20 protein-coding genes are annotated in these 19,015 nt (G+C 76.4%); 14 read left to right on the top strand and 6 right to left on the bottom strand.

From position 1 onward, the window contains the following. Nucleotides 1–7: 7 nt before the first annotated feature. The 4 genes from QOZ88_RS08320 to QOZ88_RS08335 are packed head-to-tail and all read left to right on the top strand — an operon-like array spanning nucleotide 8 to nucleotide 3,249. Nucleotides 8–1,072, top strand: a complete 1,065-nt coding sequence (locus QOZ88_RS08320; RefSeq protein WP_305999323.1) for a prenyltransferase/squalene oxidase repeat-containing protein — start codon at nucleotides 8–10, stop codon at nucleotides 1,070–1,072. Beyond that, nucleotides 1,069–1,953, top strand: a complete 885-nt coding sequence (locus QOZ88_RS08325) for a glycosyltransferase family 2 protein (protein WP_305999324.1) — start codon at nucleotides 1,069–1,071, stop codon at nucleotides 1,951–1,953. Before QOZ88_RS08320 ends, QOZ88_RS08325 begins: the two co-directional genes overlap by 4 nt. Then, nucleotides 1,950–2,897: a glycosyltransferase family 2 protein gene (locus QOZ88_RS08330; protein ID WP_305999325.1), complete on the top strand. Its 948-nt coding sequence runs from the start codon at nucleotides 1,950–1,952 to the stop codon at nucleotides 2,895–2,897. The genes QOZ88_RS08325 and QOZ88_RS08330 overlap by 4 nt, the downstream gene beginning before the upstream one ends. 40 nt (nucleotides 2,898–2,937) lie before the next feature. After that, nucleotides 2,938–3,249, top strand: coding sequence for a hypothetical protein (locus tag QOZ88_RS08335; protein WP_305999326.1), 312 nt, complete (start codon nucleotides 2,938–2,940; stop codon nucleotides 3,247–3,249). Nucleotides 3,250–3,258: 9 nt separating this feature from the next. Here QOZ88_RS08335 and QOZ88_RS08340 read toward each other — a convergent pair whose 3' ends face one another. The 4 genes from QOZ88_RS08340 to QOZ88_RS08355 are packed head-to-tail and all read right to left on the bottom strand — an operon-like array spanning nucleotide 3,259 to nucleotide 6,070. Continuing rightward, nucleotides 3,259–3,591, bottom strand: coding sequence for a TraR/DksA family transcriptional regulator (locus QOZ88_RS08340; protein WP_305999327.1), 333 nt, complete (start codon nucleotides 3,589–3,591; stop codon nucleotides 3,259–3,261). Nucleotides 3,592–3,645: 54 nt separating this feature from the next. Beyond that, the gene (locus tag QOZ88_RS08345; RefSeq protein ID WP_305999328.1) at nucleotides 3,646–4,263 is read right to left on the bottom strand and encodes a class I SAM-dependent methyltransferase; all 618 of its coding nucleotides are present in this window, start codon (nucleotides 4,261–4,263) and stop codon (nucleotides 3,646–3,648) included. A gap of 14 nt (nucleotides 4,264–4,277) precedes the next feature. Beyond that, complete coding sequence (locus QOZ88_RS08350; protein WP_305999329.1) at nucleotides 4,278–5,552, bottom strand: YibE/F family protein; 1,275 nt, start codon at nucleotides 5,550–5,552, stop codon at nucleotides 4,278–4,280. A gap of 47 nt (nucleotides 5,553–5,599) precedes the next feature. After that, nucleotides 5,600–6,070 (bottom strand): STAS domain-containing protein, encoded by a 471-nt coding sequence (locus QOZ88_RS08355; RefSeq protein WP_305999330.1) that lies wholly within the window; start codon nucleotides 6,068–6,070, stop codon nucleotides 5,600–5,602. A 254-nt stretch (nucleotides 6,071–6,324) separates the two neighbouring features. On the opposite strand from QOZ88_RS08355, the gene QOZ88_RS08360 reads away from it, so the two are divergent. From QOZ88_RS08360 to QOZ88_RS08390, 7 genes are all read left to right on the top strand, one after another. Further along, the gene (locus QOZ88_RS08360) at nucleotides 6,325–6,714 is read left to right on the top strand and encodes an Hsp20/alpha crystallin family protein (protein ID WP_305999331.1); all 390 of its coding nucleotides are present in this window, start codon (nucleotides 6,325–6,327) and stop codon (nucleotides 6,712–6,714) included. 100 nt (nucleotides 6,715–6,814) lie between these two features. Then, complete coding sequence (locus tag QOZ88_RS08365) at nucleotides 6,815–7,141, top strand: helix-turn-helix domain-containing protein (RefSeq protein ID WP_305999332.1); 327 nt, start codon at nucleotides 6,815–6,817, stop codon at nucleotides 7,139–7,141. Nucleotides 7,142–7,209: 68 nt separating this feature from the next. Next, nucleotides 7,210–7,530: a metal-sensitive transcriptional regulator gene (locus tag QOZ88_RS08370; protein WP_454970577.1), complete on the top strand. Its 321-nt coding sequence runs from the start codon at nucleotides 7,210–7,212 to the stop codon at nucleotides 7,528–7,530. Nucleotides 7,531–7,555: 25 nt separating this feature from the next. Further along, nucleotides 7,556–7,768, top strand: a complete 213-nt coding sequence (locus tag QOZ88_RS08375; RefSeq protein WP_305999333.1) for a heavy-metal-associated domain-containing protein — start codon at nucleotides 7,556–7,558, stop codon at nucleotides 7,766–7,768. A 13-nt stretch (nucleotides 7,769–7,781) separates the two neighbouring features. Beyond that, nucleotides 7,782–8,693, top strand: a complete 912-nt coding sequence (locus QOZ88_RS08380) for a hypothetical protein (protein ID WP_305999334.1) — start codon at nucleotides 7,782–7,784, stop codon at nucleotides 8,691–8,693. A gap of 50 nt (nucleotides 8,694–8,743) precedes the next feature. After that, entirely contained in the window at nucleotides 8,744–11,008 is a 2,265-nt protein-coding gene (locus tag QOZ88_RS08385; protein ID WP_305999342.1) for a heavy metal translocating P-type ATPase, read from the top strand. A 151-nt stretch (nucleotides 11,009–11,159) separates the two neighbouring features. After that, nucleotides 11,160–11,510 carry a hypothetical protein gene (locus tag QOZ88_RS08390; protein WP_305999335.1) on the top strand — a complete coding sequence of 117 codons (351 nt, stop codon included), beginning with the start codon at nucleotides 11,160–11,162 and terminating at the stop codon, nucleotides 11,508–11,510. Here the strand turns inward: QOZ88_RS08390 and QOZ88_RS08395 are convergent. Beyond that, a complete protein-coding gene (locus QOZ88_RS08395; protein WP_305999336.1) occupies nucleotides 11,496–12,419 on the bottom strand; it encodes a M48 family metalloprotease in 924 nt (307 codons plus the stop codon). The two genes, QOZ88_RS08390 and QOZ88_RS08395, sit on opposite strands and share 15 nt — an antisense overlap. A gap of 15 nt (nucleotides 12,420–12,434) precedes the next feature. Next, nucleotides 12,435–12,803: a BlaI/MecI/CopY family transcriptional regulator gene (locus tag QOZ88_RS08400; protein WP_305999337.1), complete on the bottom strand. Its 369-nt coding sequence runs from the start codon at nucleotides 12,801–12,803 to the stop codon at nucleotides 12,435–12,437. Between the two features lie 112 nt (nucleotides 12,804–12,915). Between QOZ88_RS08400 and QOZ88_RS08405 the strand changes: the two genes are divergently transcribed. From QOZ88_RS08405 to cydC, 3 genes are read left to right on the top strand one after another with little or no spacing between them, the layout of a single operon-like run. Continuing rightward, a complete protein-coding gene (locus QOZ88_RS08405; RefSeq protein ID WP_305999338.1) occupies nucleotides 12,916–14,496 on the top strand; it encodes a cytochrome ubiquinol oxidase subunit I in 1,581 nt (526 codons plus the stop codon). 27 nt (nucleotides 14,497–14,523) lie between these two features. After that, nucleotides 14,524–15,567 carry a cytochrome d ubiquinol oxidase subunit II gene (gene cydB, locus QOZ88_RS08410; protein ID WP_305999339.1) on the top strand — a complete coding sequence of 348 codons (1,044 nt, stop codon included), beginning with the start codon at nucleotides 14,524–14,526 and terminating at the stop codon, nucleotides 15,565–15,567. Beyond that, nucleotides 15,564–18,968 carry a thiol reductant ABC exporter subunit CydC gene (gene cydC / locus QOZ88_RS08415; protein ID WP_305999340.1) on the top strand — a complete coding sequence of 1,135 codons (3,405 nt, stop codon included), beginning with the start codon at nucleotides 15,564–15,566 and terminating at the stop codon, nucleotides 18,966–18,968. The genes cydB and cydC overlap by 4 nt, the downstream gene beginning before the upstream one ends. The last annotated feature ends 47 nt before the right edge of the window (nucleotides 18,969–19,015 follow it).

Consider the following 19,015-nt stretch of genomic DNA (forward strand, 5'->3'; position numbering starts at 1 on the left):
GCCCGGGGTGCTCGACGCCGACCAGGTGCGGCAGACCGTCGCCTGGATCGCCGGCGAGCAGCACCGAGACGGCGCCCTCCCGTGGTCCGCCGGAGGCCAGCTCGACCCGTGGGACTCGGTCGAGGCTGCGATGGCGCTGGACCTCGGCGGTGAGCACGCCCGCGCTGCGGCCGCCTACCGCTGGCTCGCCGGGCGGCAGCGGGCCGACGGCAGCTGGGCGGCCGAGTACCGCGGCGGGGCCGAGACCGCGCCCGGCGCGGAGAGCAACCACGCCGGGTACCTGGCCGTCGGCCTCTGGCACTCCTGGCTGGTCTCCGGGGACGAGGAGCTGGTCACCGGCCTGTGGCCCGCGGTGCGCGCCGGGCTGGACCTGGTCACCCGCATGCAGCTGCCCGGCGGCGCGGTCTCCTGGGCGCTGCGGCCCGACGGCACCCCCGACGACCTCGCGCTGCTCACCGGCAACGCCAGCCTGTTCCAGGCGCTGCGCTGCGGCCTGGCGCTGGCCGAGCTGGCCGGCGAGGCGCAGCCGGACTGGGAGCTGGCCGTCGCCGACCTCGGGACGGCGCTGCGCGGGCGGCCCGAGGCGTTCGCCGACCGGTCCCGCTACTCGATGGACTGGTACTACCCGGTGCTCGGCGGCGCGGTCACCGGCGTGGCGGCCCGCGACCGCCTGGCCGCCGGCTGGGACCGCTTCGTCGTCCCCGGGCTGGGCATCCGCTGCGTCGCCGACCGGCCGTGGGTCACCGGGGCGGAGACCTGCGAGCTGGCGCTCGCGCTCGTCGTCGCGGGCCGGCGGGACGCCGCCCTGGAGCAGGTCGCGGCCATGCAGCACCTGCGGGACGGGGACGGCTCCTACTGGACGGGCTTCGTCTACCCCGACGACGCGCGGTGGCCGGTCGAACGCACCACCTGGACGGCGGCGGCCGTGCTGCTGGCCGCCGATGCGTTGTGCGGCGCCTCCCCCGCGAGCGGGCTGTTCGCCGACCCGTGGGCCCTTCCGGCCGCGGGCATGGCCGATGCCACTGCCCCGGTTGACTGGCTGGCCGGAGGTGCGGGCAGGCTGCACCCGTGAGCGCCCCTCCCCCCACCACCGGACGATCCGGGCCGCCCTGCCCCGACGTCACCGTGGTCGTCGCCAGCCGCAACCGCCGCGACGACCTGCTCGCCACGCTGCCCCGCCACGAGGCGCCGGTGGTGCTCGTCGACAACGCCTCCACCGACGGCACCGTGGAGGCCGTGCGGCACGCCCACCCCGAGGTGACCCTGCTGCCGCTGGACCGCAACGAGGGCGCGCACGGCCGGACGCTGGGGGCCGCCCACGCCCGCACCCCGTTCGTCGCCTTCGCCGACGACGACTCGTGGTGGGCACCGGGCGACCTGGCCCGCGCGGTGGTGGTCATGCGGGCCCACCCCCGGCTGGCTCTGCTCAACGCCCGCATCCTGGTCGGCTCGGAGGAGCGGCTCGACCCGGTGTGCGAGGAGATGGCCGGGAGCCCGCTGGGCACCGCCGCCGACCTGCCCGGACCCTCGCTGCTGGGCTTCGTCGCCTGCGCCGCACTCGTGCGCACCGAGGCGTTCGAGGCCGTCGGCGGCTTCGACGAGGTGATCCGGTTCCCCGGCGAGGAGGAACGGCTGGCGCTGGACCTGGCCGCCGCCGGGTGGGGCCTGGCCTACGTCGACGAGGTGACCGTGCACCACCACCCCTCCCCCCGCCGCGACGCACCCGGACGCCGGCAGGCCGGCCTCTGGCGGAGCCGGTTGCTCACCGCGGCCATGCGGCTCCCGGCGCGGGACGTCGTCCGGACGGCGGGGCGGGCCGTCCGCGCCGGCCGCCCGGGCGTCGAGGGGCTCGTGACGGCGCTGCCCGACGCCCCGGCCGCGCTGCGCCGGCGCGAGCCGGTGCCGCCGTCGGTGCGGGCGGGTCTGCGCATGCTGGCCGGGGATGCGCCGTGAGCACGACCGGCACCTCCTCCGCGTCCTCCACCGGAAACCGGTCGGTCGGGCCCGACCCCCGCGTCGCCGTCGTCGTCATCACCCACCAGCGGCGCGACGAGCTGCTGGTCGCCCTGCAGCGCCTCGTGGCCCTGCCCGAGCAGCCGCACGTCGTCGTCGTGGACAACGGCTCAACCGACGGCACCGCCGACGCCGTGCGCGAGCGCTTCCCCCAGGTCGAGCTGATCGCCAGCCCCGAGAACCTCGGCGCGGTCGGCCGCAACCTGGGCGTGGCCCGGCTCGACACCCCCTACGTCGCCTTCTGCGACGACGACACCTGGTGGGAGCCGGGCTCGCTGCGCGCCGCCGCCGACGTCCTCGACGCCCACCCGCGGCTGGCGATCGTGACCGCCCGGATCCTGGTGGAGCCCGGGGGCACCGAGGACCCGATCGTCGCCGAGCTGCGCGACTCCCCCGTCGTCGGCGCCGACTGGCTGCCCGGCCCGGCGCTGGGCAGCTTCCTGGCCGGCGCCTCCGTACTGCGTCGGGACGCCTTCGACGAGGTCGGCGGCTTCTCCGAGCGGCTCTGGCTCGGCGGCGAGGAGGAGCTCATGGCCGGGGACCTCGCCGCCCGCGGCTGGGAGCTCTGCTACCTCGACCAGCTGACCCTCCACCACCGGGCCAGCACCGCGCGCGACCCGCACAAACGGCGGGCCGACGGCATCCGCAACACCCTGTGGACCACCTGGCTCCGGCGCCCGTTGCGACCGGCGGTGCGGCGCACGCTGCACCTGCTGCGCACCGTGCCGCGCGACCGGGTCACCGCGCTGGGCGTCGCGCGCGCCGTCCGCGGCCTGCCGTGGGTGCTGCGCGAGCGGCGGGTGCTGCCGCCGCACGCCGAGGCGCGGTTCGCCGCGCTGGAGGAGGCCCAGCGGAACTCCACCGCCCGGCGGTACGTGAGCTGACCGCGCGCGGGCGGGGTGCCGTCCGCCTACCGTGCGGGCCGTGGAGAACCGGCAGGCGCGGCGGCACGTGCGGTTGATGACGGACTACGGGGCCGCGTGGCCGCTGTGGACTGTCGGTCCCACGCACCCCGCCACCCTCGGTCTCTCCGAGGCGCTCACGGCCCGCTTGACCACCTGGAACCAGCTCTTCCAGGAGCACTTCCACTGGGACGACGGCTGGCGCGACCCCGACGCCCGCGCCCGCTTCGCCGCGGAGGGCCCGCGATTGCTGCGCGACCTGCGGCGCGAGCTCCCCGACGACGAGGTCGAGCTCGACGACTGGACGCAGTCGGGAGCGCCCGGCCAGGGGTGACCCGGCGCGTCAGCGGGCGCAGTCGATGCAGGTGCGGGCGGTGGGGCGGGCGGCGAGCCGCTCCGACGCGATCGGCCGGCCGCAGCTCTCACAGCGGCCGTAGGTGCCGTTCTCCACGGCGATCACCGCGGCGTCGACGTCGGCCAGCCGGCGGCGCGCCTGCTCCAGCAGCGCGGCCACCTGCTGGCGCTCGAACGCGATGGTGGCGCCCTCCGGGTCGTGCTCGTCGTCGGCGTTGGACGCCTGTGACGCCGCGACGATCACGTCGAACTCGCGGGTCAGCGCCTCGATCTGCGCCAGCGCCTCCAGCCGGGCTCGGGAGAGGGCGTCGGGTGGGAGCACCGGCCCATCCTCCACCTCGGTACCGACGGGACGACGGCTCGGCGGGGCGGCCCCTCAGGTGGTGCGGCGCAGCAGCCGCAGCGACCCGGTGTCCGGCAGCTCCTCGAACTCCCCGCTCGCCAGCACCCGCCGGTACACGCCGTAGGGCGCCTGCCCGCCGTCGGCCGGGTCGGGAAAGACGTCGTGGATCGCCAGCGTCCCGCCCACGGCCAGCTTGGCCACCCAGGCGTCCTGGTCGCGCCGCGCGGACTCCTCGGTGTGGCTGCCGTCGAGGAACAGCAGCGCCAGGGGCGTGCTCCACAGCGGGGCCAGGGTCTCCGACCGGGCGACGACGGCGACGACGACGTCCTCGGCGCCCGCCTCGGCGATGGTGCGCCGGAACCGCGGCAGCGTGTCGATCCGCCCGACGGCGGGGTCGACCAGCGACGGGTCGTGGTACTCCCAGCCGGGCTGGTGCTCCTCGGAGCCGCGGTGGTGGTCGACGGTGACCACCCGGCGACCGGTCTCCCGCGCGGCGGCGGCCAGGTAGAGCGCCGACTTGCCCATCCAGCTGCCCACCTCCAGCAGCGGGCCCGGGACGGGGACGTCGCGGGCGGCCTCGTAGAGGGCCCGGCCCTCGTCGTCGGGCATGAAGCCGGAGGCCGCCCGGGCGGCGGCGAGCAGGTCGGTCACGCGCACAGCCTGGCTCATCGGGCGAACCTGGCGCGCACCGCGGTCAGCCCGCGCTCGGTGGCCGCGCCGGCCTGGGTGTCCGCGGCCTTGGCGAAGAAGGCGCCGGCCGCCGTCGTCACCGGGACGGCGAGCACGAGCGCGATCGCGCCGACCAGCGTGCGGATGACCTCCTCGGCCAGCGCGGACGAGGTGAGCACGACGTTCCACGGCTGGGCGTAGAGCTCGAACAGCAGCAGCAGCGGCAGCGCGGCACCGGAGTAGGCGAAGACGATCGTGTACACCGTCGAGGCGATGTGGTCCCGGCCGACGGTCATACCGCGGGTGTAGAGCTCCCGCCAGGTCATCGACGGGTCCACCTCGTGCAGCTGCCAGATCGCCGAGGCCTGGGTGATGGTGACGTCGTTGAGCACGCCCAGCCCGGCGACGACCATGCCGGCCAGGACGAGGCCGGAGAAGGCGAGCGTCGGATCGAAGGTCTGGAGCTGCACGGTCTCCTCGCTGGTCAGCCCGGTCAGCCGCGCGGTCTGCACGGCGAGCGCCCCCATGACGGCGACCAGCGCCAGCCCGAACAGGGTGCCGACCAGCGCCGTCGTCGTCCGCGCGGAGAACCCGTGCGCGAGGTAGAGGACGACGAACATGATCGCCGCCGAGCCGACGAGGGTGACCAGCACCGGTGAGCCCTCCTCGAGCAGCCCGGGCAGCACGAACTGCAGGAGCACGAAGAAGGCGAACGCCAGCCCGAGCAGGGAGGCCAGCCCGCGCAGCCGTGCGACCAGGCCCACGGCGACGGCGAAGACGATCGCCAGGGTCACCATCGGGAGGTCCCGCGCGAAGTCGAAGAACCCGTAGGTGACGCCGCCCTCGGCCCCGGCGTCCCGGGTCAGGACGAGGGTGTCGCCCTCCTCGACCCCGTTGGCCACCACCACGGCGTCGAGGTCGAGCTCGACGAACTCGCCCGCGCCGTCGCCGTCGAGCACCTCGACGACGGCGGTCGCGCAGGTCGCCGGGCGGCCCTCGACCCCGCAGTCGTACGGGTCGAGCGAGGCGACGCGGCCGTCGGGGTAGGTAGTGCCCGGGGGCAGCGCCTGCGTGGCCGCCGCCTGGGCCCGGGTGGGCTCACCGCTGGGCCACAGGACGAACAGCCCGATCACGGTGGCCAGCCCCACGGGGACGAGGAGCAGCAGCATCAGCCACACCGCCCGTCGTCGGCGGGTCAGCGCCTCGGGGCTCGGCGGGGGCGCGTCGGGGTCGGGACCGTGGGCGTGGGCGTGCGGATCGCTGGCTGGCACCCGGTCAGGCTAGGAGCCGCGCCGCCCGGGAGCGCTCCGGTGCCGGTTCAGGTGTGTCGGGGATCCCGGGGAGCCGGGCCACCGCCGCCCGACGGCTCGGCGACCACCCGGCCGTCGCCGGCCACCACGGTGAAGCGGTGCCACAGCCCGGTGAGCTGCAGCGGGCGGGACACCGAGAGCGGCGGGTCGACGAGCACGGTCTCGATGCCCCGGGGCACGCCGAGCTTCTGCAGCTGCACCAGCACTGCCAGCCCGGCGGAGTTCATGAACCCGACGTCGCGCAGGTCCAGCTCCACCCGCTGCAGGGCGTGCTCGGCGAGCAGCAGGTCGGTGAGGGTGCGCACCAGGGGGCGGCGGGCGGACTCGGTCAGCTCTCCCCCGACGACCACCCGCACCGTGTCCCCCTCGACCGTGTGCGACACGGAGGGCTCGGCGGACGGCGCATCGTGGTCGGGGGGGCGCGGCGCGGCGTTGGTCTCCTCCACGGTGCGGTCGTGCCCCGTCGGCGAGGTGTTCACGCACCCGACCTCTCGGGGCCGGCCGGGAACACCTGCGGTCGGCGTACGTCTACACGGGTGCATGACCGAGGTAATCTCCAGTCGCCACTAGAGGTTCATCCCCGGGCAGCGAACACCAGCACGACCGTCACAGGAGGCTCCAGCCATGATGCTGACCGCTTACGACCCCGTTCGCCGCCACGTCCGCCGCCTTCCGCGCGCTGGACCAGCTGACCGGTCGCGGCGGCGCCGCCACCGCCCGCCCGCTCTCGGGCATGCCGATGGACGCCTACCGCGTCGGCGACAACTTCGTCGCCCACTTCGACCTGCCCGGTGTGGACCCCGGGTCGATCGACCTCTCGGTCGAGGGCAACACCCCGACCGTGAGCGCCGAGCGCTCGGTCCCCCAGCTGGAGAACGCGGAGTGGACGGTCGCCGAGCGGCCGTTCGGCAGCTACACACGCCAGCTGGTGCTGGGGCGCAGCCTCGACACCGACCGGCTCGAGGCCGGCTACCACGACGGGGTGCTGACCATCAGCATCCCGGTGGCGGAGAAGGCGAAGGCGCGCCGGATCACCGTGACCCCCGCCGACGCACCCGCCGCGGTCGAGGCCCGCACCATCGAGGGCGGGTCCCAGCAGGAGGCCGAGGCGGTCGAGCACTGACCGCGGCCGAACCGGTCACAGCACCGCAGGGGCCGGGCCCGTCCAGGGCCCGGCCCTTGCACCGTTCCGGCCCCATCCACCACGACAGGAGCGCGCCGAGATGACCACCGAGGGGCAGGGCCCGCTGCGCCGCCTGGACGACCCGGAGTACCCGGCGCTCACGATGAGCCAGGCCGCCGACCTGCTCGGCGTCCAGGCCGCGTTCCTGCGCAGCCTGGACAGCTCCGGGATCCTCTCCCCGCACCGCTCCCCCGGCGGCCACCGGCGCTACTCCCGCCGGCAGCTGGCGCTGGCCGCCCGCATGCGGGTGCTGCTCGACGACGGCCACCCGGTCGCCTCGGCGGAGGTCATCGTCGGCCTGCAGGACGAGCTCGCCGCGGCCCGCGCCGACCTCGCCCGGCTGCGGGAGCGGCCCGGCCGGGATTGACAAGGAACCCTAGGGGGGTATGGTTCGTCTCGGCGGCGCAGGGCGCGACGCCGGCAGGGAGGGACGACGTGGAGACCACCGACGGTGCCTGCACCGGCCACGACCACGCGCACGGCTACATCCACCGCAAGGAGGACTACCTCAAGCGGCTGCGGCGGATCGAGGGGCAGGCCCGCGGGCTGCAGCGCATGGTGGAGGACGAGAAGTACTGCATCGACATCCTCACCCAGGTCTCGGCGATGACGAAGGCGCTGCAGGCGGTCTCGCTCGGGCTGCTCGAGGAGCACCTGAGCCACTGCGTGGTCGACGCCGCCCGGGCCGGTGGCCGCGAGGCCGAGGAGAAGGTCCGCGAGGCCACCGACGCGATCGCCCGTCTCGTCCGTTCCTGAGCACCCGATCCCGAGAGGAACTCCCATGAGCACCACCGCCAGCTACACCGTCACCGGCATGACCTGCGGCCACTGCGTGAACGCGGTGACCGAGGAGGTCTCGCAGGTGCCCGGCGTGACCGATGTCGAGGTCGACCTCGCCACCGGCGGGCTCACCGTGAGCAGCGAGAGCCCGGTCGACGACGCCGCCGTCCGCGCTGCCGTCGAGGAGGCCGGATACGAGGTGAGCGGCCGCTGATGCGGCCGGCGCCATGAACACCCCCGCGAAGATCGCCGCATTCGCCGTCGGCCTGGTCGCCGTCTTCGGGGCCGCGGTCGGCGTGGGCTCCGCGGTCGGCCCGATCGGCCCGGTCGAGGCCCCCGCCGGGGCCGGGCACGCCGCCGGAGCCGGGCACGGGGACGGCGGCCACGCCGCCGCCCCGGCGCCCGCGGAGGCGCCGGGCGGCCTCCAGGTGAGCGAGGACGGCTACACGCTCGCCCTCGCCGACGGCACCGCCCCGGCCGGCCCCTCCACCGAGGTGGCCTTCCGCGTCCTGGGGCCCGACGGCTCCCCGGTCAGGGCGTACGAGACCGACCACGACGTCGACCTGCACCTGGTCGCGGTGCGCCGCGACCTCACCGGCTACCAGCACGTGCACCCGGAGCTCGGTGAGGACGGCGTCTGGCGCGCACCCCTGGCACTGGCGCCGGGCAGCTGGCGGCTGTTCGCCGACTTCACCGCGGCGGCCGACGGCGAGAACCGCGTCCTCGGCGCCGACCTCGCCGTCCCGGGCGCCTACGACCCCGCTCCCCCGCCCGCCCCGTCGCAGGTCGCGGAGGTCGACGGCTACACCGTCGTCCTCACCGGCGGGCTCACCCCCGGCGAGGAGTCGGAGCTGACGCTGAGCGTGAGCCGCGACGGCGTCCCGGTCACCGACCTGCAGCCCTACCTCGGCGCCTACGGCCACCTGGTCGCCCTGCGCGACGGCGACCTCGCCTACCTGCACGTGCACCCGGCCGAGCACGAGGGCACCCGGCCCGCCCCCGGGCCGCACGTCCCCTTCGTCACCACCGCCCCGTCGAGCGGCACCTACCGGCTGTTCCTGGACTTCCGGCACGGTGACGCCGTGCACACCGCCGCCTTCACGGTGACCGCCGAACCCCACGAGGAGCACGGATCGTGACCACCACCTCCGGCACCACCACCAGCGACGTCGAGCTGCTCATCGGGGGGATGACCTGCGCGTCGTGCGCCGCCCGCGTCGAGAAGAAGCTCAACAAGCTCGAGGGCGTCACCGCCACGGTCAACTACGCCACCGAGAAGGCGAGGGTCAGCTACGCCGACGGCGTCAGCACCGACGACCTCATCGCCACCGTGGAGAAGACCGGCTACACGGCCCGGCTGCCCGAACCGCCCCGCCCCGAGGCGCCGGCGGAGGCCGCGGCCGATCCCGCCGACGCACCGGTGCGGGCGCTCCGCACCCGGCTGGTGGTCTCCGCGCTGCTGACCGTCCCCGTCGTCGCCATGGCGATGCTGCCCGCGCTGCAGTTCGAGTACTGGCAGTGGCTCTCGCTCACCCTGGCCGCGCCGGTGGTCGTGTGGGGCGGCCTGCCCTTCCACCGGGCCGCCTGGACCAATCTCCGCCACGGCGCGGCGACGATGGACACCCTGGTCTCCCTGGGCACGCTCGCGGCCTTCGGCTGGTCGCTGTACGCGCTGTTCTGGGGCACCGCGGGCGTGCCGGGCATGACCCACCCGTTCGAGCTCACCATCGCCCGCACCGACGGCAGCGCGAACATCTACCTCGAGGCCGCGGCCGGCGTGACGACGTTCATCCTCGCCGGGCGCTGGTTCGAGGCGCGGTCCAAGCGGCGGGCGGGGGCGGCGCTGCGCGCGCTGCTGGAGCTCGGCGCCAAGGAGGTCGCGGTGCTGCGCGGTGGCACCGAACGGCGCGTCCCCATCGCCGAGCTCGGCCGCGGCGACCTGTTCGTCGTGCGCCCCGGCGAGAAGATCGCGGCCGACGGCGAGGTGACCGAGGGCAGCTCCGCCGTCGACGCCTCGATGCTGACCGGCGAGTCGGTGCCCGTCGAGGTCCGGCCCGGCGACGCCGTCACCGGGGGCACGGTCAACGCCGGGGGCCGGCTGGTCGTGCGGGCCACCCGCGTGGGCAGCGACACCCAGCTGGCACAGATGGCCCGGCTCGTCGAAGAGGCGCAGAACGGCAAGGCCGAGGTGCAGCGCCTGGCCGACCGCATCTCCGGCGTCTTCGTCCCGGTCGTGCTCGCGCTCACCGCGGCGACGCTCGGCTTCTGGATCGGCACCGGCGCGGGGCTGCCGGCCGCCTTCACCGCCGCGGTCGCGGTGCTGATCATCGCCTGCCCGTGCGCGCTGGGCCTGGCGACGCCGACCGCGCTCATGGTCGGCACCGGCCGCGGCGCCCAGCTCGGCATCCTGATCAAGGGCCCCGAGGTGCTGGAGTCCACCCGCCGGGTCGACACCGTCGTCCTGGACAAGACCGGCACGGTCACCACCGGGCGCATGACGCTGCTCGACGTCGTCCCCGCCGCGGGTGAGGACGCCGACCGGGTGCTGCGGCTGGCCGGGGCCCTGGAGTCCGCCTCGGAGCACCCCATCGCGCAGGCCGTCGCCGGCGGCGCCGCCGAGCGCACCGGCGAGCTGCCCCCGGTCGCCGACTTCGCCAACCTCGAGGGCCTCGGGGTGCAGGGCGTCGTCGAGGGCGCCGCGGTGGTCGTCGGACGACGCCGGCTGCTCGCCGACTGGGCCATGCCACTGCCCGCCGACCTCGACCGCGCCGTCGCCGAGGCGGAGGGCGCGGGACGCACGGCCGTCGCCGTCGGATGGGACGGCGCGGCCCGCGGCGTCCTCGTGGTCGCCGACGCGGTCAAGGACACCTCCGCCCGTGCGATCGCCCAACTGCGCGACCTGGGGCTGACCCCGATCCTGCTCACCGGCGACAACGAGCGGGCCGCGCGCTCGGTCGCCGCGCAGGTCGGCATCGACGAGGTCGTCGCCGAGGTGCTCCCCCAGGACAAGGTCGACGTCGTCCGGCGGCTGCAGGACGAGGGCCGGACGGTGGCGATGGTCGGCGACGGCGTGAACGACGCCCCCGCGCTGGCGCAGGCCGACCTGGGCCTGGCGATGGGCACCGGCACCGACGTGGCGATCCAGGCCAGCGACCTGACCCTGGTGCGCGGCGACCTGCGGGCCGCCGCGGACGCGATCCGGCTCTCCCGCCGCACGCTGGCCACCATCAAGGGCAACCTGTTCTGGGCGTTCGCCTACAACGTCGCCGCCCTGCCGCTGGCCGCCGCGGGGCTGCTCAACCCGATGATCGCCGGCGCCGCGATGGCGTTCAGCTCGGTGTTCGTCGTCTCCAACAGCCTGCGGCTGCGCGGCTTCGCGCCGCTGCCCGAGAACCGGGACGCGGCCCTGGCGGTGGCCGGCGGCCACCGCGCGGACGCGCGCACCCCCGCCTGACCGCCCGGCCCGACCACACCTCCGTCCGACCGGCCTGCCGCCGGACCCCGACCACACCCTCCGGCACAGTCGCGCTCTGCCCACCCCGGCGGGGCAGAGCGCTACTGCCCGAGGACATCCCCACCGCCCCGGAGGGCAACCGATGAGGGACGTGCAGCGAGCCACGGCGCGCGCCGTCGCGACGGCCGGGCTGGCCGCCGGCCTGGCCCTGGCGCTGCGGCCGGCCGGGACCGTGGCCGCGGTCGACCCGCGCTTCCCCCGCGAGCGGCTGTGGGTCGCCCGCGTGCTCGGCGCCCGGCTGGTCGCCCAGCACGCCCTGCTCCTGGTGCGGCCGGGGCCGGCGGTGGCGGGCGCGGCGGTGGCCGTCGACGGGCTGCATGCGGCCAGCATGCTGCCGCTGCTCGGCCATCCGGCCTACCGCCGGGCCGCCCTGGTCAGCGGCGGGTTCGCCAGCGCGACCGCAGCCGGCCTCGCCGTCGCGGCGCGGTCAGAGCGCCGGTAGCAGCAGCAGGACCGTCGGCACCAGCAGCAGCAGGACGGCGGCGGCGAGCGCGCTCGCGCGGGCCGCGGGCGGGAGCGGATCGGCGGGCTCCAGCAGCCGGACCACCCGGGCCCGCACCCCCGCCCCGGCCACCGCGAGGGCGCCGGCCGGCACTCCCCCGGCGCCGCCCGCGGCCGCGACGATGGCGGCGGCCAGGGTGCGGCGCGGTGCGGACCCGTGCAGCGAGCCCAGCGCGATGTCGTCGGCCCGCATCTCGACCAGCTCCCGCACGGCACCGTGGGCGCGCTCGGCCGCCGGGAGCACCGGCAACGCCGCCTTCCACGCCACGAACGGCAGCAGCAGCAGGTGGTGGTGCTCGCCCAGGTGCGCCCGCTCGTGCGCGACGACGGCGGCCAGCTGCTCGCCGTCGAGCTCGGCCACCATGCCGGAGGAGAGCACCAGCAGCGGGCGGGCGCCGGGGATGCAGAAGGCCACGGGAGCGGGGTGCTCGAGCAGCCGGGCGTCGGGCTCCGGCGCCGGCTGCACCACCAGCTCCAGCAGCGCGCGGTGCCGGCGCCGGGTGCGGGCGATGCGCGCCCAGGAGAGCAGCAGCACGCCGACCAGCTCGGAGGCCAGCACCCCGGCGAGGGTCAGCGTGACCCAGTGGTCGCCGCGCACCGCCCCGGTCGCCGCCCGGCCGTGGACCACCGCCCAGACCGCCTCGGGCAGCGAGTGACCCCACGGGGCCAGCCCGTGCACCAGCAGCGCCCCGATGATCGACAGCCCACCGGCCAGCCCGATCGCCTGCCAGCAGAGCAGCGCCACCAGCGGGTCCCGCCCCGGCCAGCGGGCGCGGGCCAGCAGCGCCGGCACCGGCCAGGCCAGCAGCGCGGCGAGGACGGCGAGGAGCGCAGCGGTGGTGGGCAGCACGGGTCGCGGCCCGGGTCAGCCCTGGGCGGCGTCGTCGGCGCCGGCGGCGGCCAGCAGGTCGCGCAGCATCCGGGCCTCGTCGGCGTCGACGGCACCGACGAAGCGCGCCAGCACGGCCTGCCGGTCGGCGGCCTGCCCCAGCACCTCGCGCATGACCTGGGCGGCGTGGTCCTCGCGACTGGCGCGTGCGGAGAACCGGCGCGGGCGGGCCTCGTCGTGGACGACGAACCCCTTCTGCTCGAGCCGGCTCAGCACCGTGTGCACGGTGGTCAGCGCGAGCCCCCGGTCGGCCAGCTCGTCCCTCAGCCAGGTCGCGGCCACCGGGCCGTCCGCGGCCCACAGCCGCTCCATGACGGCCCGCTCGAGCTCTCCCAGCGACGCCATCGGTCCTCCTGTCCGGCAGATCACACGCGTCTCTTCTACGTATCGTAGAAAACATCTTCTACGAGGCGTAGAAAGAACGTGCCGATAGTAGACCGCAGAAGGGATCCGGGCCGTGGACGTCCTGGACATCGCACGCTGGCAGTTCGGGATCACCACCGTCTACCACTTCATGATGGTCCCGCTGACCATCGGCCTGGGGATCCTGCTGGTGGTCATGCACACCATGTGGGTGCGCACCGACGACCCCGAGTGGCTCCGGATGACCCGGTTCTGGGGCAAGGTCTTCCTGATCAACTTCGTGCTGGGCGTGGCCACCGGCCTGGTGCAGGAGTTCCAGTTCGGCCTGGCCTGGAGCGAGTACTCCCGCTTCGTCGGCGACGTCTTCGGCTCGCTGCTGGCCCTCGAGGCGCTGCTGGCCTTCTTCCTGGAGTCGACGTTCCTCGGCCTGTGGATCTTCGGCTGGGGCCGGATCCCGAAGAAGCTGCACCTGGCCACCCTGTGGGCGGCGGTCATCGGCTCGACTGTGAGCGCCTACTTCATCATCGCGGCGAACTCCTGGATGCAGCACCCGGTCGGGGTCGTCGCCGACGACGCCACCGGCCGGCCGGTGCAGGTCGACTTCCTCGCGGTGCTCACCAACAACACCGCGCTGGCCGCGTTCACCCACACCATCGTCGCCGCGCTCATGGTCGCCGGCGCCCTGCTCGTCGGCGTCGGGCTCTACCACCTGCGCCGGCGGAAGCTGGCCGGGCGCTCGCCCGAGGAGATCGACCACCGGGTGTGGCGCCGTTCGGTCCGGATCGGCGGCTGGGTGTCGCTCGCGGCCTTCGTCCTGGTCGCGGCCACCGGCGACTGGCAGGCCAAGCTGATGTACCACCAGCAGCCGCTGAAGATGAGCTCGGCCGAGGCGCTGTGCGAGACCGAGGCGCCGGCGTCCTTCTCGATCTTCGCCTGGAACAAGCTGGGCTCCAACGAGTGCGACGACGTCCACTCGATCACCGTGCCGGGGCTGCTCTCCTTCCTCGCGCACGGCGACTTCACCAGCGAGGTGCCCGGCGTCAACGAGCTGCAGGAGCGGTACTCCGAGGTCTACGGCGCGACCTACCCCGACGACCCGTCGCGCTTCGGCAACCTGGCCGGGGATCCGGTCGACTACCAGCCGGTGCTCGCGGTCACCTACTGGAGCTTCCGGCTGATGATCGGCATGGGGGCGGTCTCGGCCGGGGTGGCGGCCTACGCGCTGTGGTCGACGCGGCGCGGCCGGGTGCCCACCTCGCGGCTCGGCGTGTACGGCTCGCTGGCGGCCGTGGGTGCGCCGTTCGTGGCCAACGCCTCGGGGTGGATCTTCACCGAGATGGGCCGCCAGCCCTTCGTCGTCGTCCCCAACCCCGACGTGCCGGTCGACGACCAGATCTGGTTCTTCACCGCCCAGGCCGTCTCGCCCGGCGTCACCGCGGCCGAGGTCTGGACGTCGCTGGGCGCGCTGACCCTGGTCTACGGCGTGCTCGCGGTCATCGAGCTCGGGCTGCTCACGAAGTTCATCCGCTCCGGCGTCACGGCGAGCGACACCGCCGTCGAGCCGCCGATCGGCACCGGCAGGGACGATGACCGCCGCGAGGGCCCGGACGGCGACGCCGGTGGTGCCGGCGGGGGCCGCCGCACCGACGACGACGTCCTCCAGTTCGCCTACTGACCCCCCGTAGATCCGAGGAACCCCGTCATGGACCTGCAGACCCTGTGGTTCGCCGCCGTCGCCGTGCTCTGGACCGGCTTCCTGCTGCTGGAGGGCTTCGACTTCGGCGTCGCCGCCCTCCTGCCGGTGCTGGGCCGCCGGACCGCCGACCGGCACCTGCTGCTCCGCAGCATCGGCCCGCTGTGGGACGGCAACGAGGTGTGGCTGATCACCGCGGCCGGTGCGGTGTTCGCCGCCTTCCCCGGCTGGTACGCCACCTGGTTGCCCGCGCTCTACCTGCCCTTCGTGTTCGTGCTGTTCGGCCTGATCATCCGGGCGGTCGCCTTCGAGTGGCGGCACCAGTCGCACGACCCGCGCTGGGACGGCACCTGGACGCACGTGATCACGGTGGGCTCGCTGATCGCCGCCCTCGGCGTGGGCGCGGCGCTGGGCACGACCACGCTGGGCCTGCCGATCGACGGCGACGGCATCCGGGTGGGCGGCAGCTTCGCCGGCGTGGGCTGGGCCGCGCTGCTCGGCGCGGTCGCGGTGCTGGCCTTCTCCCTGGTGCACGGCGCGCTGTTCCTGGCGCTGAAGACCGACGGCGACGTCCGGCTGCGCGCCCGGGCCTTCGCGCTGCGCTGGTCGCCGGTGGCCGCGCTGCCGCTGCTGGCCTGGGCCGGCTGGGTGCACCTCCGCTCCGGGACGCCGGTCACCGCGGTGCTCTGGGCCGTCGGCGCGCTGGCCGTCCTGGTCACCTGGGCGCGCATCCGGGTCGACCGCGAGGGGCAGGCCTTCGCCGGCTGGGCGGTGCTGCTGGTCAGCTCGGCCGCGACGATCTTCGGGGCCGCCTACCCCGTCGTCGTCCCCTCGACGATCGACCCCGCCTTCGACGTGACGATCGCCGAGGCGTCGGTCAGCGACTACACGCTCACCGTGATGACGTGGGCGGCCGCCGTCGGGCTGCCGGTCGTGCTGGGCTACCAGGCCTGGACGTACTGGGTGTTCCGCAAGCGGCTGACCGCGGAGCCGCAGCACGAGGACGCCCCCGGCAGCGGGCAGGCCCCGGCACCGAGCGAGCTGCCGGCATGAGCGCCGGCGCCCCGCGGGGCCCGCTCGCCGCGCTGGCCGGGGTGCCGGGTCTCACCGGCGCCCTGGTGCGGGCCGCGCTCGCCGCGCTCGCCCAGACCGCGGGCCTGGTGCTCCTGGCCGCCGGGCTGGCGCACGCCGTCGCCCGGGCGAGCGGGCTGAGCGCGGGCTCCCCCGCGGTCCCGCTCGCGCTGGCGGCGGCCGGTGTCGCGCTGCGCGCCGCCGCGGGGAGCCTCGGTGAGGCGGTGGCCGCGCGGGACGCCCGCCGGGCCGAGGACCTGCTGCGCCGCCGGCTGCTCGAGCGGCTCGCCACCTCCCCCGCCGCGGTCGCCGCGGCCGGCGGTCCCGCCCCGGCCGCGGTGCTGGCCACCACGCGGCTGCACGAGCTCGGGCCGGCGCTGGCCACCTACCTGCCGGCGGTCGCGCAGACGCTGGTCGTCCCGCCGGCGCTGCTGCTGGCGCTGGCCTGGATCGACCTTCCGTCGGCGGTGCTCGTGGCGGTCACCCTGCCGCTGGTGCCGCTGTTCATGGTCCTGGTCGGGAAGTTCACGCAGGATGCGACGGCGGACTCCGCCCGGGCGCTGGACCGCATCGCCGCGCACGTCGCGGAGCTGGTGCGCGGCCTGCCCGTCCTGGTGGGGCTCGGCCGGGCCGCCGAGCAGACGGCGGCGCTGGCCGCGCTCGGCGAGGCGCACCGCACCCGCACGCTGGCCACGCTGCGGATCGCGTTCCTCTCGGCCTTCGTGCTGGAGCTGATCGCCACGCTCTCGGTGGCGCTCGTGGCCGTGACCGTGGGCGTCCGGCTGGTCGAGGGCCACCTCGTCCTGGGGATCGGGCTCACCGCACTGTTGCTCGCCCCCGAGGCGTTCGCCCCGCTGCGCGCGCTCGGCGCCGCCCACCACGCCGCGGAGGACGCCGCCCTCGCCGCCGCCGAGGCGCGCGCTGTGCTGGCCGCACCCGCCGGCGGCGCCCCGGCCCCGGTCCGGGGGGACGACGATCCGCGCGGTGCCGACGTCACCGTCGCGGGGCTGAGCGTCTCCTACCCCGGCCGCGCCGTCCCCGCCCTGCCGCCCACCGACCTCGCCGTCCGCCCCGGAGAGCTCGTGGTGCTCCGGGGCCCGAGCGGCTCGGGCAAGTCCACGCTGCTGGCCGCGCTGGCCGGCCTGACCGATCCCCGCGCCCGCGTCGGCGGTGCGATCGCCGCCGGGGGCCCGGTCGCGGTGGTGCCGCAGTTCCCGCGCGCCACCGGCGCGACGGTCGCCGACGAGCTGCGCCGGCACGCCGCCGCGGCGCCGGGGGTCGACGAGGTCGTGGCCGAGGCCTACGTCGTCGAGGCGCTCGGCCGGGTCGAGGCCCACCACCTGGCCGGCCGGGCGCCGGAGTCGCTCTCCCCCGGCGAGCTGCAGCGGGTGGCCCTTGCGCGCGCCCTGGTGCGGGTCCGCCGCGGCGCCCGGCTGCTGCTGCTCGACGAGCCGGCCGCGCATCTGGACGACGACGCCCGCGGGCTGGTCGCCGCCGTCCTCGCCACGCTGCGCGGCACCGTCACCGTCGTGCTGGTCACCCACGACCCGGTGCTCGCCGGCCTCGCCGACCGCACCGTCGACCTCCCCGCCCCGGCCGCGCCCGCGGGTACCGCCTCCCCGGCCGCAGCCGCGCGCACCGCCTCCCCGGCCGCACCCGCACGCCCGGCCGGCTCCCCCGGCGGCACCCCGGTGGACCGCCCGCGCCCGGCCGGGGTTCCCGTGCCGGCGGCGGCGCCCCCGGCCCCCGCGACCCCGGCCCCCACCGCCGGGGCCCTCCGTCGCGCGGTGCTGGCCGGTGCCCTCGCGTCCGGGGCGGGCGTCGCGCTCACCGCGGCGTCGGGCTGGCTGATCGTCCGGGCGGCGGAGATGCCCCCGGTGCTGACCCTGCTGGTCGCGACCGCCGGCGTCCGCTTCTTCGGCCTGGCCCGCGCGGGGCTGCGCTGGCTGGAGCGCCTGTCCGCCCACGACGTCGCGCTGCGCCGGGCCGCCGACCTGCGGGTGCGCGTCTGGCGGGCGCTGGCCGCCCAGGGGCTCGCCGCCGACCGGACGCCCGGGTCTGCGCTGGCGCGGGTGGTCGGCGACGTCGGCGTGGTGCAGGACCTCACCGTGCGGGTCCGGCCCCGGGTGCTGGTGGCCGCGACCGTGCCCACCGCCACCGTCGCGGTGCTCGCGCTGGGGGACCTCGCCGCCGCCGGTGTCGTCGCCGCGGTGCTCGCGGTGACGGTGGCCGCCGTCCTGCTCGCCCACCGCGGCCTGGACGCCGGCGCCGCCCGCACGGAGAGCAGCCTGCAGGTGGCGGCGCTGAAGGAGACCAGCACCGTGCTCGAGGGGCTGGCCGACCTGCGGGCGCACGGGCTCGCCGCCCGCGCCGCCGCCGACCTCGACGCGGCCGCGGCGCGCCAGGCCGGCCGGGCCCGCACCCGTGACCGCGCCGCCGCCGTGGGCACCGGCCTGGTGGTGCTGGGCACCGGGCTGGCCGCGGTGCTCGGCACCGTCGCGGCGACGGCCGGCGGGCTCACCGGCCCGGTGCTCGCCGTGGTCGCGCTGGCGCCGCTGGCGCTGGCGGAGCCGCTCGCCGGGCTGGTCGGCGCCCTGCAGCGCCGCGGCGCGCTCGCCGACGCGCAGGCCCGCATCGACGCCGTCCTCACCGCGCCGGTCGCGGCCGAGCCCGCCGACCCGCTGCCCGCTCCCGACGGCATCCGCTCGCTGCGCACCGAGGCGCTGGTCGCCGGCTGGCCGGGCGGGCCGGACGTGCTGCGCGGGGTCGACGCCCGCGCGGAGGCCGGTGACGGCTGGCTGGTGGTGCGCGGGCCGTCCGGCACGGGCAAGTCCACGTTCCTGGCGGTGCTCATGGCCTCGCTGCGGCCACGCGCCGGCAGCTACGCCGTCGACGGCGTTCCCACCGACCGGATTCCCGGCGACGACCTGCGCGCCCGCATGGCCTGGCTGCCGCAGGAAGCGCACGTCTTCGCCTCCTCCATCCGGGCGAACCTGGCGATGGCCGCCCCGCGCGGCGAACTGGCCGGGCCCGCCGGGGATTCCCGCATGCGCGCGGCGTTGACCGCGACCGGGCTGGCGGGGCTGCTCGCCACGCTGCCGGATGGGCTGGACACCCCGGTCGGTGCCGGCGGGACGGCGCTGTCCGGTGGCGAGCGGCGGCGGCTGGCCGCCGCGCGCGCCCTGCTGGCCGACCGGGAGGTCGTGCTGCTCGACGAGCCGACCGCCCACCTGGACGGGCCGACCGCCGCGGCGCTGGTGCGCGACCTGCGGACGGCGTTCGCGGGGCGGGTGGTCGTCTGCGTCACCCACGACGACGACGTCGAGCGCCCCGGTGACACGGTGCTGCACCTCGGCGAGACGGCGGTCCGGGCAACCGCCTGAGCAGTCCGGCCACCAGTCGCTCTCTGCCCACCCGCACGGGGCAGAGA

Source organism: Blastococcus carthaginiensis (assembly GCF_030731085.1).
Classification (GTDB): domain Bacteria; phylum Actinomycetota; class Actinomycetes; order Mycobacteriales; family Geodermatophilaceae; genus Blastococcus; species Blastococcus carthaginiensis.